Annotated in this window: 17 protein-coding genes; 2 read left to right on the plus strand and 15 right to left on the minus strand. The window is 49.9% G+C overall.

The features are described 5' to 3' along the window. Positions 1–268: 268 nt before the first annotated feature. The 6 genes from ACSR9A_RS01975 to ACSR9A_RS02000 all read right to left on the minus strand — a co-directional run bounded on the left by ACSR9A_RS01975 (position 269) and on the right by ACSR9A_RS02000 (position 5,533). Positions 269–745 (minus strand): hypothetical protein, encoded by a 477-nt coding sequence (locus ACSR9A_RS01975; RefSeq protein ID WP_473755354.1) that lies wholly within the window; start codon positions 743–745, stop codon positions 269–271. Positions 746–985: 240 nt separating this feature from the next. Then, on the minus strand, positions 986–2,065 hold the full coding sequence (locus ACSR9A_RS01980) for a CobW family GTP-binding protein (RefSeq protein WP_473755355.1): 1,080 nt from the start codon (positions 2,063–2,065) through the stop codon (positions 986–988). Positions 2,066–2,497: 432 nt separating this feature from the next. Then, positions 2,498–2,629, minus strand: coding sequence for a YjcZ family sporulation protein (locus ACSR9A_RS01985; protein ID WP_235533354.1), 132 nt, complete (start codon positions 2,627–2,629; stop codon positions 2,498–2,500). A gap of 123 nt (positions 2,630–2,752) precedes the next feature. After that, a complete protein-coding gene (locus tag ACSR9A_RS01990) occupies positions 2,753–3,574 on the minus strand; it encodes a sugar phosphate isomerase/epimerase family protein (RefSeq protein WP_473755358.1) in 822 nt (273 codons plus the stop codon). 4 nt (positions 3,575–3,578) lie between these two features. Next, positions 3,579–4,598, minus strand: a complete 1,020-nt coding sequence (locus ACSR9A_RS01995; RefSeq protein WP_473755359.1) for a zinc-dependent alcohol dehydrogenase — start codon at positions 4,596–4,598, stop codon at positions 3,579–3,581. A 32-nt stretch (positions 4,599–4,630) separates the two neighbouring features. Then, a complete protein-coding gene (locus ACSR9A_RS02000) occupies positions 4,631–5,533 on the minus strand; it encodes a helix-turn-helix domain-containing protein (RefSeq protein ID WP_473755360.1) in 903 nt (300 codons plus the stop codon). Between the two features lie 230 nt (positions 5,534–5,763). Between ACSR9A_RS02000 and ACSR9A_RS02005 the strand changes: the two genes are divergently transcribed. Together ACSR9A_RS02005 and ACSR9A_RS02010 are read left to right on the plus strand one after the other, a co-directional pair. Beyond that, complete coding sequence (locus tag ACSR9A_RS02005) at positions 5,764–5,928, plus strand: hypothetical protein (RefSeq protein ID WP_473755361.1); 165 nt, start codon at positions 5,764–5,766, stop codon at positions 5,926–5,928. Next, the gene (locus ACSR9A_RS02010) at positions 5,929–6,186 is read left to right on the plus strand and encodes a hypothetical protein (RefSeq protein ID WP_473755362.1); all 258 of its coding nucleotides are present in this window, start codon (positions 5,929–5,931) and stop codon (positions 6,184–6,186) included. It abuts the gene before it with no gap. Positions 6,187–6,315: 129 nt separating this feature from the next. On the opposite strand, the gene ACSR9A_RS02015 is transcribed toward ACSR9A_RS02010, so the two are convergent. The 9 genes from ACSR9A_RS02015 to ACSR9A_RS02055 form a co-directional block, all read right to left on the minus strand. Continuing rightward, complete coding sequence (locus tag ACSR9A_RS02015) at positions 6,316–6,987, minus strand: M15 family metallopeptidase (protein WP_473755363.1); 672 nt, start codon at positions 6,985–6,987, stop codon at positions 6,316–6,318. Continuing rightward, positions 6,987–7,496: a phage holin family protein gene (locus tag ACSR9A_RS02020; protein ID WP_473755364.1), complete on the minus strand. Its 510-nt coding sequence runs from the start codon at positions 7,494–7,496 to the stop codon at positions 6,987–6,989. Before ACSR9A_RS02020 ends, ACSR9A_RS02015 begins: the two co-directional genes overlap by 1 nt. A 674-nt stretch (positions 7,497–8,170) precedes the next feature. Next, a complete protein-coding gene (locus ACSR9A_RS02025) occupies positions 8,171–9,664 on the minus strand; it encodes a hypothetical protein (protein WP_473755365.1) in 1,494 nt (497 codons plus the stop codon). Positions 9,665–9,671: 7 nt separating this feature from the next. Then, positions 9,672–9,953, minus strand: a complete 282-nt coding sequence (locus tag ACSR9A_RS02030) for a ketopantoate hydroxymethyltransferase (protein ID WP_473755366.1) — start codon at positions 9,951–9,953, stop codon at positions 9,672–9,674. Continuing rightward, positions 9,950–10,534 (minus strand): putative phage tail protein, encoded by a 585-nt coding sequence (locus tag ACSR9A_RS02035; protein WP_473755367.1) that lies wholly within the window; start codon positions 10,532–10,534, stop codon positions 9,950–9,952. Before ACSR9A_RS02035 ends, ACSR9A_RS02030 begins: the two co-directional genes overlap by 4 nt. Next, complete coding sequence (locus ACSR9A_RS02040; protein ID WP_473755368.1) at positions 10,527–11,606, minus strand: baseplate J/gp47 family protein; 1,080 nt, start codon at positions 11,604–11,606, stop codon at positions 10,527–10,529. The genes ACSR9A_RS02035 and ACSR9A_RS02040 overlap by 8 nt, the downstream gene beginning before the upstream one ends. Next, positions 11,599–12,000: a DUF2634 domain-containing protein gene (locus ACSR9A_RS02045; RefSeq protein ID WP_473755369.1), complete on the minus strand. Its 402-nt coding sequence runs from the start codon at positions 11,998–12,000 to the stop codon at positions 11,599–11,601. Before ACSR9A_RS02045 ends, ACSR9A_RS02040 begins: the two co-directional genes overlap by 8 nt. After that, entirely contained in the window at positions 11,997–12,269 is a 273-nt protein-coding gene (locus tag ACSR9A_RS02050; protein WP_197091339.1) for a DUF2577 domain-containing protein, read from the minus strand. Before ACSR9A_RS02050 ends, ACSR9A_RS02045 begins: the two co-directional genes overlap by 4 nt. Beyond that, the gene (locus tag ACSR9A_RS02055) at positions 12,269–13,237 is read right to left on the minus strand and encodes an XkdQ/YqbQ family protein (RefSeq protein WP_473755370.1); all 969 of its coding nucleotides are present in this window, start codon (positions 13,235–13,237) and stop codon (positions 12,269–12,271) included. The genes ACSR9A_RS02050 and ACSR9A_RS02055 overlap by 1 nt, the downstream gene beginning before the upstream one ends. Position 13,238: the final 1 nt, after the last annotated feature.

Raw genomic sequence — 13,238 nt, forward strand, 5'->3', positions numbered from 1 at the left:
CAACGCCAAATTAATTTAATATTTTAAATTGCCGCGACAAATTGCGACAATTATTGTCGAATCTCAAATTAACTGCTTTATTACCTGAAAAAAAGCTGTTTTCCCGAAATTCCCGCTTGGCTGCTGATGTGCAAAAATCTGTATTCCTCTGCCTCGTCTTCTGTTATTGCCGAAAGCTCCCTCACAAGAGATGGGAGCTTTCGCGCTTTCCGGGTTTACTTGGGTAGGCCCTATCGAACCTGTTTCCTGCTAGAAAAAAATGGTCCTTTTAACGCCTGCTATCGTCTGCCGCGTCCTTGGAACGTTGAAACTTGCGAATATCCTCGCGAAGCTGCTCGGCGGTTCTTCCTTCTGTTTCAAGGCCATACTCTTTCGCTGCTTGGCGCAGCATTTCCAGACGCTTAGCCCGATGCTCCGCTTTGAAAGCTTCCCACTTCGCTGGATCTTTTTCCTTCGCCGCCTTCAGCTCGACTTTTAATTGCTCGGAGGTCTTGCCTTCAACAGCAATGCCGAAATATTCAGCCATATAACGAAGCTTGGCTAGACGATACTGCTCATGGCCCAGCGCGTGCTCGCGATGATGCTTTTTATGCCCCTCGTGAAAATGGCCCTTGGCAGCTGGCAGCTTGTTAGGCTGCTGCTCCGCCTGCGGCTGGGCTGGCTCGGCGGCATAGGCTGCGGGTGCCATTATGGCTGCCGCGAGCAGGCATGCCGCTGCTGACCGCACTATTTTTGACTTGTTCATCCTTGGACACAACCTTTCTGCTGAGCATAAGCGAAGAAATAAATTTCTATTTCAGAAGCCTTTCACCGCCATGCCTACGTTCATGATGCAAGGGGGGCGAATTTCGCTTCAGCCCCTTACTTGGTTATTTTGTCCATCAGCGATTTAACATAATCAAGAGGATAGCGGAAGCAGCATAAAAAAACGCCAGAGCCTCTGCTCTGACGTCTGACGTTCTTACTATTGGCTGGCTGGATTGCTTTATGCCCCAGATGAAGCGCCGTTCTCCAGCTGCGAAAGCTCGGCAATCAGCTCTTCCCGGGAAAAATGCTCGCCAATAAACACGGCTACATCATTGACTTTGCCCTGCGGTGTTATTTTCATAAAATCGCTTTCCCCATAGGCATATTGAAACAAAAAACGGCTCGCCGTATCGGTGAACGTAACGATGCCCTTCGCCCGGTACACATGCTCCGGCAGATTGTTCAGCAGCGCCTCAAACTGGACACTGTCAACAGGCCCCTGTAAATAATGGGTCAGCGCCATTACATGGTCATGCGAATGATGGTGATGCGCGTGCGGCTCTTCCTGCTCATACGAATGATGGTGATGGATATGATCCTCATCATGCTCATGGGAACAGCCTGGACCACAGGCATGTGCAGCTTCTGCGTGCTCCTGGCTTGCAGGCGGCAGCAAAGCGGAAGAGCTTGCAGCCGCCGCTTGCTGGGCATCCAGCCAAGACCACTCGTCTATGATGCAGCGCATCGTCGCAACGATCTGGGCATGGGCGTTCAGCTCCCGCAGCGCCTGCTGCGCTTCAACCAGCTGCTCCGGCTCCAGCTTGTCCACCTTATTGAGCAGCAAAAAGCTCGCGCAGCGAATTTGGTCCTGCATCAGCTTAAGCGTGCGTCCTTTGCCGGCACGAGTTCGCCTTAACAGCTCGGGGCCATCTACGACCGTAATGACCGCTCTCAGGTCAATGCGCATATACATGGCCGCTTCGGTCACGCCGTCCAAAATCTCCATCGGATTCGCCGCACCCGTCGATTCAATGACGATGATATCAGGCTGATGCTCATCCATCAGCAGCTTCATCTCCAAGCTCAAATCACCGCGAATCGTGCAGCAAATACAGCCGCCCAGCAGCTCGGCCATCGGCACCTCGTCTCCGACTTCTTGCCCATCCAAATTAATATCGCCCAGCTCATTCATAATGACAGCTGCTTTCTTACCCTCAGCCTGCCAGTATTCGAGCATGCGTTTCAACAGCGTCGTCTTGCCGCTGCCGAGAAATCCGGTCAGCAAATAGACCGGCACTGGTGGTTTGCTATTTTCCATCTTCAAAACTCCCGTATCCATTATCGTCCTTCTACATAAGCTTTATTATATCGTAATTGTTACGTTGTCGCACCCTAAATACGGCCCCAGCTATGTAAAAGCCCGGAGCGCGGGATGCTCCGGGACGATTAAGCCTATTTCATGATTTTGCACGCTTTGTAAATGATGCAAAACCTTATAAAGTTAATAGCCATATCGGCAGACATCAATAATCATTCATTAGATGAAAGCGCGAGTGATGATAACAAGTAGAATGAAAAGGACGAGAATTGCTCCTACGTTAGTGAAGGGGCTGCAGCCGTGGCCGTGGCCGTGGCCGTAGCCTGCACCTGCTAAATTGTAGCTCATTTGTTCAACTCCTTTTTGTTCAGATATACGTTCCTGCGGCCCAGTGCCTAGTCCGGCACCGAACCGCCTGGTCCTATAACTGGACTATAGCCAGCAAGCGCGAGTAATAATAACAAGCAGGATGAAAAGCACGAGAATCGATCCTACGCTTGTGAAAGCTCCGCCTACACCGCAAGGGGCACAGCCAATTCCAGCGTTTGCCACATTGTAGCTCATTTGTCCATCTCCTTTGGTTGAAGTACACAGTATCCTATGGACGAAATGGCGAAACGGTATAGGCGCTTGCAAGAAATGTGCGTTTGCCCTGTTAGCCTCGGGCTTGCTGGCTTAAGGAGCCTTTTATGCAAAAACCTTGTCAAATCCAGCCTTTGAGCGGCTTAGCAGCTCATCCGACGTTTCCTCAGGAGCAGTCCGGGTCAATATCTCCTGTACAACTGGCCCCTTGTAGCCGATGTCTGCGAGCGCGGCAAGAAAGCCTTTCAGGTTAATAATCCCTTCACCAGGGTATAGACGGTCATTATCCAGCAGCTCATCGACAGGCAGGTCGCGGGCATCATTGATGTGGACATGAACGACCTGATCAGCTCTGAGGCCTCTCAAATGCTCCGGCGTAAAGCCCGTCGTATGGCAATGATAAGCGTCCACCAGCAAGCCAACATTGGGCCGATTAATCGCCGAGATAAGCGCAAGCGTCTCCTCAACCGTCCATATAAAAGGATTCGCCCATGCCGTCCGCAAATGATGCGGCCCCACAAACTCCAGCGCAAAACGAATGCCATATGCGTCCAAAACGTCGGCGATTAGGCGCAAGCGGGATACGGCAAGTGCTGTAAACAGGGCCGATTTGTAGTCCGTCGAAGGCAAAATATATGTACAGCAGGCTGTACATCCCAATTGTGCCGCCGCCGCCGCATGCAGCGGAAGCTGCTTCAGGCCCTCCCGAAACTGCTCATCCGTGCCGCGCCATTCCACATTCAGCCCTATTGAGCCTAAAGTCACCTGATGGTCAGACAGCAGCTTTGCCGCCCCTTGCTCTCCATGCTTGTCTACAAGCGCCTTGGCATCCATATCAACGACACCAAATCCATACTCTGCCGCTTTTGCAATCAGCTGTTCATCTGTAATGGATCCTAATCCCGACTTGCTTAATCCTCTAATCATTCCCCTACACCTCTTCCCAGTTAAATAGCACACCTAAATATTCATCTTTTTTATTTCGTAATCCTTCATAAGCAGCAGGTGCATCAGCAGGACTCATAATGTGGCTGATGAGCGGCTCGATCTGCAGCTTGCCATATTGCATAAGGCGGAATACGACCTCTGAATTGCGTACAAGGGAATGCTTGACGAAAGCTTCCGGCGTTAGCGGATAACGCCATTCATGCGCTCCCTTGAACGTCACACAGCCGCGTCCATTCAAATGGATGCTGTTCAGCAAATCGGTTACATTGCTTTGAAGCTCGCCCCTCGGGCTGCCGAGCAGGATCGCTTCCCCATATTGTCCGACAAGCGCTACATTATCCAAAATGACCTGCGGCACCCCTGTCGCTTCAATAAGCGTAGATACACCTTTGCCGCCCGTCAACTCCATAACCTGCTTATGCGAATCCGCACCTGCCTCAATGGCGTGCTGGATGCCGCAGTGCTTGGCGAGATCTCTGCGTTTTGCCGCTAAATCAATGCCAATAACCGAAGCACCTTGAAGCCCGGCCAGCTGCGCGGCCATATTGCCAATCAGTCCAAGGCCTGTCACCGCTACATAATCGCCGAGTTCAATGGACGATACCCGTGTGCTCGTCATCGCCACCGTAGCCAAACGCGTAAATGGAGCCCAAGCCAGTGGCAAGCTGTCTGGCACTTTAAGAAATACCCCGCTTGTCGTCGTCAGCTCATAGCGGGAATGCTTGCCGTAATGAAACACCATATCGCCAATCTGGAAGCCTTCAGCCGCCTCTGGTCCCATTGCCACAATTTCACTAGCTGCCGCATACCCAGGCACAGACGGCATAGTGAACCAGCTTTCGCCTCCGGAAAGACATGCGAGCTCCGTGCCAGGGCTAATGAGCGTATAATGCTTTTTCACCAGCACCTGATTGCCTGTAAGCTCTGGAACCTGGGCTTGCAGCTCCTCCTGCTTCACTTCTACTTTCCATGGGGCTGTAAACTCAATTTGCGTATTTTTCATGAGATGCACTCTCCCGTTATGTAGTGGTTGGACTACCCGCTTATGAGGCTCCGGATAGGACCGGAGGCTTCGGCCTTGAACTGGCTGGGCGTCAAGCCCGCCTCCCGTTTAAATATGCGGCTAAAATGATGAATGCTCGAAAATCCGCTGCCCGACGATATCGCAGTCAACGTTTCCTTGCCTGCCATGATCCGTTTTTTAGCATGCTCGATGCGTACATACGTCAAATACTTATGAAGCGTGACACCCGTCTGCTCTTTAAACAAGTTGGATAAATAGCCTGGCGACAGCCCAGACTGCTCGCTTATGCGATCATTGTCCAGTTCAGGATCGGCATAATGCTGCTGAATATAGTCAATACATTGCTGGATCGGCGCCCACGCTTTCGCTTGTGTGCCTTCCTGACGATCATGCCCGCTTTGATTGCGCAGAAAAAGCACAAGCAGTTGCAGGGCAATTGCCTTAAGCTCCAGCTCGCTCGTTGCGCCGCCTTCGATGAATTTTTTTCGCATGATGAGAAAATGCTTTTTCAGCTCCATGCGGTCTGGACCGCCGATGGCGGAAACGGGATGCAAGCCATGAAGTAATAGCTCACGCTGCGGAACGATCAGTTGCTCGCCGCTTGCAATGCCGATCGACTGCCAGCGTCCCCGCGCCTCATCATGATATAAATCAAAGTGGAAAATATACTGAATCAGCGGCTCGCTAGACGTGGAGCGAATGAAATGCGTCATCAGCGGCGGCATGACTATCGCATCCCCTTCCCCCAGCTGATAGCGCACGCCATTTAAAATAAAATCGGCCTTACCCTGCTCGATAAACGTAAACACATGGTCATAATCCAGCCACTCGCCCGATAGCTCGGCGGATTTGATGATTTTAACAAAACGCACGAATGGGGAAATGTCCTTTAATACTGCTGCCGAAAAAGTCATCCGCTCGCCTCTCCTCCTGCAAAAATAGCTTATAAGCTTTAGTTTAGCATGGAAGAGGCAATCGTTGGAGCGATAGATAGATTCGCTATAATGGACTTGATCGCCGAATAGGCTGCTTCCCTATCGTTTTATTCTAACGTAATAACGCTTCCAGTTCTTTAGGGGAAAGCAGGACTATTTAACAAAAACTACGATATATTTTTCACAAGGATTTGGTAGGAGAATAGATTTTGCTGGAGAATGATCCGAAAGGGGAGAAGCTGGTAGAAATCTATGAAGCAGAAGAGGATGCGGCGGGAATATATGTAAGGGGCCCTATGGAAGACCAGGATGCGGCGCATATATTCCGCTTTCCTTATATTTACGAAGTTCACCCGGATGGCGGCTACTTCTAAATGAATGAGCAAATTAAGCTTTCTTATCCTACATCCTACCCTTGCTATCGAAAATGCGTGACGGAACTGTTCCATTACCTCGACCGCAATCTGGAAATCGGGGAGGAAATCGAGCTATTTTCATGCTGGACGGATGGAATGGAGCGCTTTAAGGAGGCGGCGAAGCTGGAGGCCGATCTGATGTTGGAAATATCTGAGCTGCTTCAAGCAGAGGAGTTTGAATGGAGGAGGCAGCAGTACATCGTGGTCAAAAAGTAAGCTTGCGGCAAGCGCCGAAATGGAGAGCGTCTGGTGAATGTCGCTTAATAGCGTCGAAATCATGGTTTCTCTCCATTTCTTTATTCAGAGGCTAAATGCAAATCGCCAAAATTAGAGGTAGCTGGCGATCTATTGTTCTTTTTGACCACTTGCTTTGCGAAGCTCATTGGCAAGCCGGTGTGCTTCTTGCATGCCTGCGGTATCGCCTTTTTGCTTGCAGGCTGACCAGGCGGGCTGCAAGTAACTTTTAATAAGATCAGTAGCATCTTCAGCTTTCATCATATAGGAGCCCTCCTTCGTAATAATGGTCATCGCTGCCGTAATCTGTGCCGCTGTTGGCCGTATGCCAGCCCGAAGCTGAGCCGTCGAAAGGCCAAACGTCATTTCAAAATGGGGATAATCCTTAAATGAGGTCCAATCTCCTCCCCACGCAAAACCAAGCCGCTTCGCTTCATCTACAACCTCAGCCCAGTCGGCGACTTTATTGGCATTGCCGTCGCGTTTTGTATCCCAATATACCTGCTTTCCGTCTGACGACAGCAGCGCAAAATCTATCGCTACGCCAAAATTATGGTAGCTGTAGCCGCCTCTGGCGTTAGTGACAATGCTGCCCGCCGTCGTTCGGCCTTGCGCGTAGAGCTTGTCTTGCTCAGCTATTGTACGCAGGCCTTGCGTGATAACGATGGGAATATCACGCGCATAGCAGCGTTCGATAAGTCGCTCTGCGGCGGCATGAACTGGGACTAGCAGCCCTGCGAGCTTGGGTACGGATTTATTTTTCACCTGCAATAGGGTCAGCATTACGAATCGTTCCTTTCTTTTGGGTCACTTGATTCAGCTCGTTCGTTTGATTCTGCACCACGTTTTGTCGCCCTCTCCATCTTCGCCTTCAGTTCGCTCTCGATCAGCTTGACGACAGCCTCGGGAATCCATTTGCCCCAGCCGGCACGGTAGGCATTAGCCGTTAAGGACTGCCATGTGTGATAAATAAGCCCAATCGTAATCGCGTAGAAAAACAGCCCCGGCATCGCCAGCATCATATCCAGCAAATTCGCCAGCACTGGCAGGGCTAGAAGAAACAATGTCCGCAGCACGCCCTGCATGCCATATTCCGAGGAATACGTCGTATCTTTATGCGAAGCAGCAATACCCGTGATCCAGTCCAGCCCAATGACCACAATTAGCAGCAAAATCGGAATCAGCCTCCCCTCCCCGTAAATGAGCCCTATCCACGGTGCCAAAAAAGCGCCGATCGCTCCCGCAATCGTCGTGCCCGGCGTAATATCGACGTTGAAAATAGTTTTAAACATGCTTCTCATCCTCTCTTTGCTCACGCAAAAGGGGCTGTCCAATAAGTCCCTAAAATAAAAAGCGGGCGGAAAAACGCAATGTTTTCCGTCCACTTTTTTGGAAAGTGGCAAAGCCTATGCCTGCCAACTTCAGTAAATTGCAGGCCAAAGCCACAATCCCAAACTCGGTGTGAACCTTCTCTAGTCCTCGCAATTAGAACCAACCATCGTTTTCTTCATATATCCATTTCGAGCCATAGCGGATGTCCTTCTTGTAATGACATATCTTTTCGTTTATATAGTTACCATAAAGAATGAGAAGATCAAAACGTTAAAACTCGCCGCTTCCGCTCGAACTGACGCCCGTTTAAAGATTAACATCCGATATTTTAATTTGGGGTAAGGCAGCCGGTCTTCGCCGTGCGGCCCTTTTGCTTTAAACAAAAGTGTCCGGCTTGCTGACGAATCGGCTATCAATAATAGTGGACTGATTTTATTACCGACTGTCAGAATAGTCCCGCTACCCATCGTTGTTGCACCGTCGTGAAACGGGTGGAGCGTAGGCATTTCAGGCGCGACGCCCCACCGCTTATGCTTCTAATTAAGGCACATCAAATTAACGATGCTGCCATCCTCGCCGACTATCCGACCGGAATGTATTTCAAGCCTTTGAATATTAGGCATTAGTCCACCTCCTATTGTCCGATGATGATATATTTAAATGTCGTGTCCGATGACCATGAAGGCAAACATATATAGCTTGATGTAAAATCGCTTGGATTAGCGTGTTTAGAAAAATCCGTTCTTGTTGCATTATTTTGTCTTGACCTGATTGGATAACCTGAAATCGTATCCGGGGCTAGTTCCTCACAATAAAGTGTGTAACCTCCATAAAACGCATTGTTCATAAGCAACACGATTCTTGGCGTTACGTTATGGCCTGTTATCTCGACGATATACCCACCATCACTGCCTCCGCCATATGAGGGGAATCTATTTGATGTAGATATCGAGCCATTAGTCACCGTTCCTGCTACAATTTTATACCCGACTGGCATAGTTCCTAGTAAACCAAAAATGTCCACGCCTTGCCGGATGTTAGCAGCTATAAAATCAGGATCATAGATCAAAACCGTTCCAAATCCTGCTCCATTAAGCCCCGTTGTGTAAAATCCGGTTTTAGGCTCTATAACCAAATTCCCCATTGAATCAACTTTGATCGATTGTGCTCCGGTATACCCCTCGCCAAGCGCCGCCCTTGAGTAATTCGGCATTGCTCCTGCCACCAAACCCGATTCCGTCCCTATCGTCTTTCCTGCTAACACCTCAGCAGCGACAGCTGTCCCATACTCACCCCCTTCACCCTGTAATGTAAAAGCCGAGCCATTATAAACGAGCGTGTAGATTGAGCCTGCTTTAAGCAATCCCGCTGCCGGGGCACTGCCGGAAGGCTTGAGAATTCCTTTTGCACCTAGTCCATTAATATTAAGTGTTGGATTTGCGCCACTAGCTGCATGCAGCTTAATAGTGACACGCAAGCCTTCCGTTAGCGCCGAAACTAGCCCAATAGCTGCTGCATACGCTGATCCTGTTCCGCTTGTTGCACCATATCCAAAAGTTTGAACCGTATCCAGCCTTGCAACATCATCAGCAGCAGCCGGTACAGCTACCTTCGCTCGGCCACTAGCATCCCGCAGAATGGTACGATTAGCAGTAGCTGCTGCATCTGGCCTCATATTGATCCAATTAGGCGTAAATGCTAGACCAGCCGTCGTTGCAATAGCCCCCGTATCAAAATACTCCACGCTAGCAGTCAATTGGTTAAATCGAATTCCCCTCGCACCTAACGACGCATGTGTATTGCTATAACGGTACTCATTACTATTTGCTGTATAGCAGTTTTGCGCGAAAAGAGCATATCCTGTACTATTCGCACTCATATCTGCCCAAGAGCCTGCGCTAATTTCACGAGCAGCCGTCTCTACGAACAAAGCTCCGGTCATTTTGCCCCCAGTTTGGTCCAATTTCTCAGCATGCAGCTCCGCAATCGCCCCAGCCGCATCCTTCGCATCTGTCGGCACTGTAGACATATCCCCGATAGCCGCGACCTGATTGTTTACTTCCTGACCCAGCTCATTCATATCCGCCTCGGTCACGATATCATTAAATTTCCAATCTGTTTTAGCCATGTGTATGTTACTCCTCCTTCACAAAAATCGTTTGTATCATAAGCGTGTCTGATGCAATGGGCAGGTTTACGGTGTTGTCGCTGACGGTTCCGGCTGCATTTTTCAGTTCAATGCGAGTGACGGTATCGACCGTTCCCTCCGGAATCAAATAATTCAGGCTAAGCACACCTTCGCTGACCGATTTCACAATAAAATCCGTAATCTCATAAGCCCCGCTATTGAGCACAACCTTCGTAATTTTTGAATCAATAAACTCCGCGACCTCATGCTTAAACGTTGACGTAATCACTTCACAATCACCTCTGCTTCCCTATCTGTAAATGGCGTAACGCCTAGCTTCCAGCTGCCAAGTCTAGTATTCCGCAAGAGCGGAGCTCCCACAATGCGTTCCTCCAAAACAACGCCATCCATAATCGCTGTCTGCTGCCGATATACGATATTGGCGGGCTTAATCGCGGAAACCGTACGTTCCACCTCTTTAAAAATATTTGCCTCTTCAATCGCCGCTGTTACCGTCAATATGAAGTTTTGCACATCAACCGTTGCGATTCCGCGTCCTGTACCGACAAGAAAATCCAGCCGTTCCTGCAAATATTTCATTGTAAAAGGAGGCTTGGTCGAATAACGATTGACGATCCGTCTCCGGCGAAAATCAACGCTTTCCGCATTCGGATCGGCTTGAATGCCCAGCATGCGCTCCCTGCGTTTAATAGCCGGCAGGCTCGCCGTCATTACAAACCCGTCATCCAGTTGCTGAAGCTGTGCCTGCTCCAGCAGAGCCAACTCCACATCTTCCGTGGCTGCGAGCTTGATGAATTCCTTAATGTCCGCATACAGCTCCGGCCAATAGGATGAAACCGGCCTAGTCATGCACAACCACCGCCCCCAATAACGGGATTTCATCCTCAGCCAAAGCTAAATTGGCAGCGGCTCCGTTTAGCGTTGTGCCAAGTACATCAACCACTCCTGAAACGGTCAAAATACGGGCCTCGATTTGAGCAATGCGAACGGTAAGCTCCTGCTGATTCATCCACTCTTGACGCAGCTCTAGCAAATAAGCGGAAATTTTATCCTCAATATCGCTTTGAACCTGTCCTACCGTCCGGCCTTCCGCGAGCATGACCGTCGTTTCCACAGCAACCTGCGCCGTGTCGACACCTGTTACTGTTACCTCATGTCCAATCGGCGCCATACCAAGCCCAAGCCCGCTGTTAATGGTTGGATCAATGGCGGTCTGAACAAGCGCGATGAGCGGTTCCGCTGGCTTTGTCCAATCCGCAGCGATCACCGTGCATTTGACGGTGCCGCCACCATTCCACACCGGGAAAATTTTCGCTCCGCCTACGCCATCAATCGAGCTGATCATTTGCTTGTAATCGGCAATATTGCCGCCAAACGCTGGCTCGTTCACAACGCTATAATACCTTGCCCGCAAAGCCTCATCCGTTTCAGCTTCTTCGCCAGGCACCAAGATTTGCGCAAGCTCGGCGCGAGCCAAGCCATCAACATAAGCAAGCGGCAGCATCGCTCCATATTTCTGATTGCCAAGATTACCCGCTGTCTCGCAGGTTAATGTGAATAATCCCGTTCCGATTTTCCCCGTCACCGTATACCTCAGATCATCAATGGCAAATCGGCTCTGCAAAGGAACATCTACAAGCTGGCCATTGCTGCCAAAAAACTCCCCTTGCCGCTGGGCGAAGGTAGCTGGCTGCCTTTCCACACCAAACTCAGCCGTTCGCCGTTCCAGCCACTCGCCCGTAGCCGTATCCGCGAACAAAAGCATCTGATTCACATCAAGCTGCGCATACATCTCTGATAGCTCGGCAGCCGCTGGCGCCAAGGCATCATAAATCACGCTGCCTTCCCGCTTATCTACATCATCTGAAACCCGGTCCAGCATACGCTGTAAAATAAAACTGTACGTAAATGCCTCATACACGGGCCATCACCTCCTCTTTAAAGCTTCCTTCATCGGTAACTACCGTAAAACTCACCGCTGCCTTGTCCCCCTCAACCGTCAGTTCAAAATCGGTCACTTCTGCTATTCGATCATCCGACAGCAGCGCTTCAGTTACGCGACGCTTGAGCTCAGAGCGTACATAGAGATGAGAGGATTCATTCAATAAATCCAGCTCGGAGCCATAATCAAAGCTATAGATAAAATAGCGATATCGCTCCGTTTGCAAAATTTTGAACACCGCCTGCTTAATCGCACTGAGGCCATCCGTCATGCCGGACATACGCTTATTGGCAAAATCGATATAATATGTTCGGCTAGGCTCAATTGCCGTTTCGGTCTCCAACTCGTCGATGCTTGCACCTTGTGGAATCATGCGCTCACCCGATCCAGCACGACGAACTGTTGTCCGCCCTGAACCCGAAGCAGCAGCACAATATCACCTGGCTCCAAAGCGCGGCGAATCCGCTGCACATCGCTCACGCCTTCCGGAATAATTAAAAAATCCTCCGAAAGCGTGAAACGTTGGTCAACGTTCACTTCCAGAGGATTCGTGCCGGTTACCCGGCCGATCAACACAGCGACGGGATTGCCCGACGCATGGGCGGCAGCGCCCGCTTTTTTAATTGCATCAAGCAGTGCCATCATATCACCTTCAATTCTAATGTCATCGTATGCGCGTCCGCTTCAAGCTTGTGGGAGCATTCATCGACCAGAAAATATTGCCCAATGTCCAGCTCCTCAATGACAATCGGAACATAGGAGCCTGCACGCACGCCTAAATCGCCAATCGCTTCAACGCTGAGGCTGCGCTGCTCCCGATTTTTCAGCTTCAGCAGTTGGTCCAGCAATTCATTAATTTGCGCACTGTTCATTTGCTCATCGGCTACCTGATAAAATTGCAGCAGGCCCCATTTGGCGATATTCGCGCTGTCCTGTCCAATGTAGACGTCGCGCTTCCCGGTTTCTTTATTGTTTTGCACGATTTTGATTTTATTGTACGATTCGCTGTCGATTGAGCTTTTGTAGCCAAAATCCGTCATCAGGCTCCAGTCGCCAATGATAGAATCCGTCTTCATGTCCTCGATATTGCGAAGCGTCAGAGCACCTGCATCATCGAATAATACAAAATTACCCTTATCGTTAATCAGCGTATAATCGAGCGCCTTGCACATAATATCCAGCAGCTTTTTATTGTCCTCAATCATAGAAGGAATAACATACTCCGTCTCCGCCAGCGTCCCTATTTTCAAGCCCGTATCCTCAGCGATTTGCTTAATCATCTGGGTAGCGGTCTTGTTGCTGAACACATACGTATCGCTCATCAGCAAATAACGCAGCTGGTCATACGCCTTGATCGTAACGCTCTCGTCCCTGCCAAAATTGTATTCAAACACATAGCCGTAAAATACGACCTGCCCATCCTTCGACAGTCGAACGACATCGCCATTGTTAACCTCAAACGCTTGGTGCTGGTACGGAGCGCCCTTAATAAGCGTAAAATCCAAGCTCGATGCGGAGCCTATCCGCTTCGTTTTATACGTTAGGGAAGGCACGAGATTTGTCACATTCCACACTTTCCCATTCCGGTTATCGATCAAAATTTCCAGCATC

The sequence above is a fragment of the Paenibacillus sp. R-74696 genome (genome assembly GCF_055814915.1).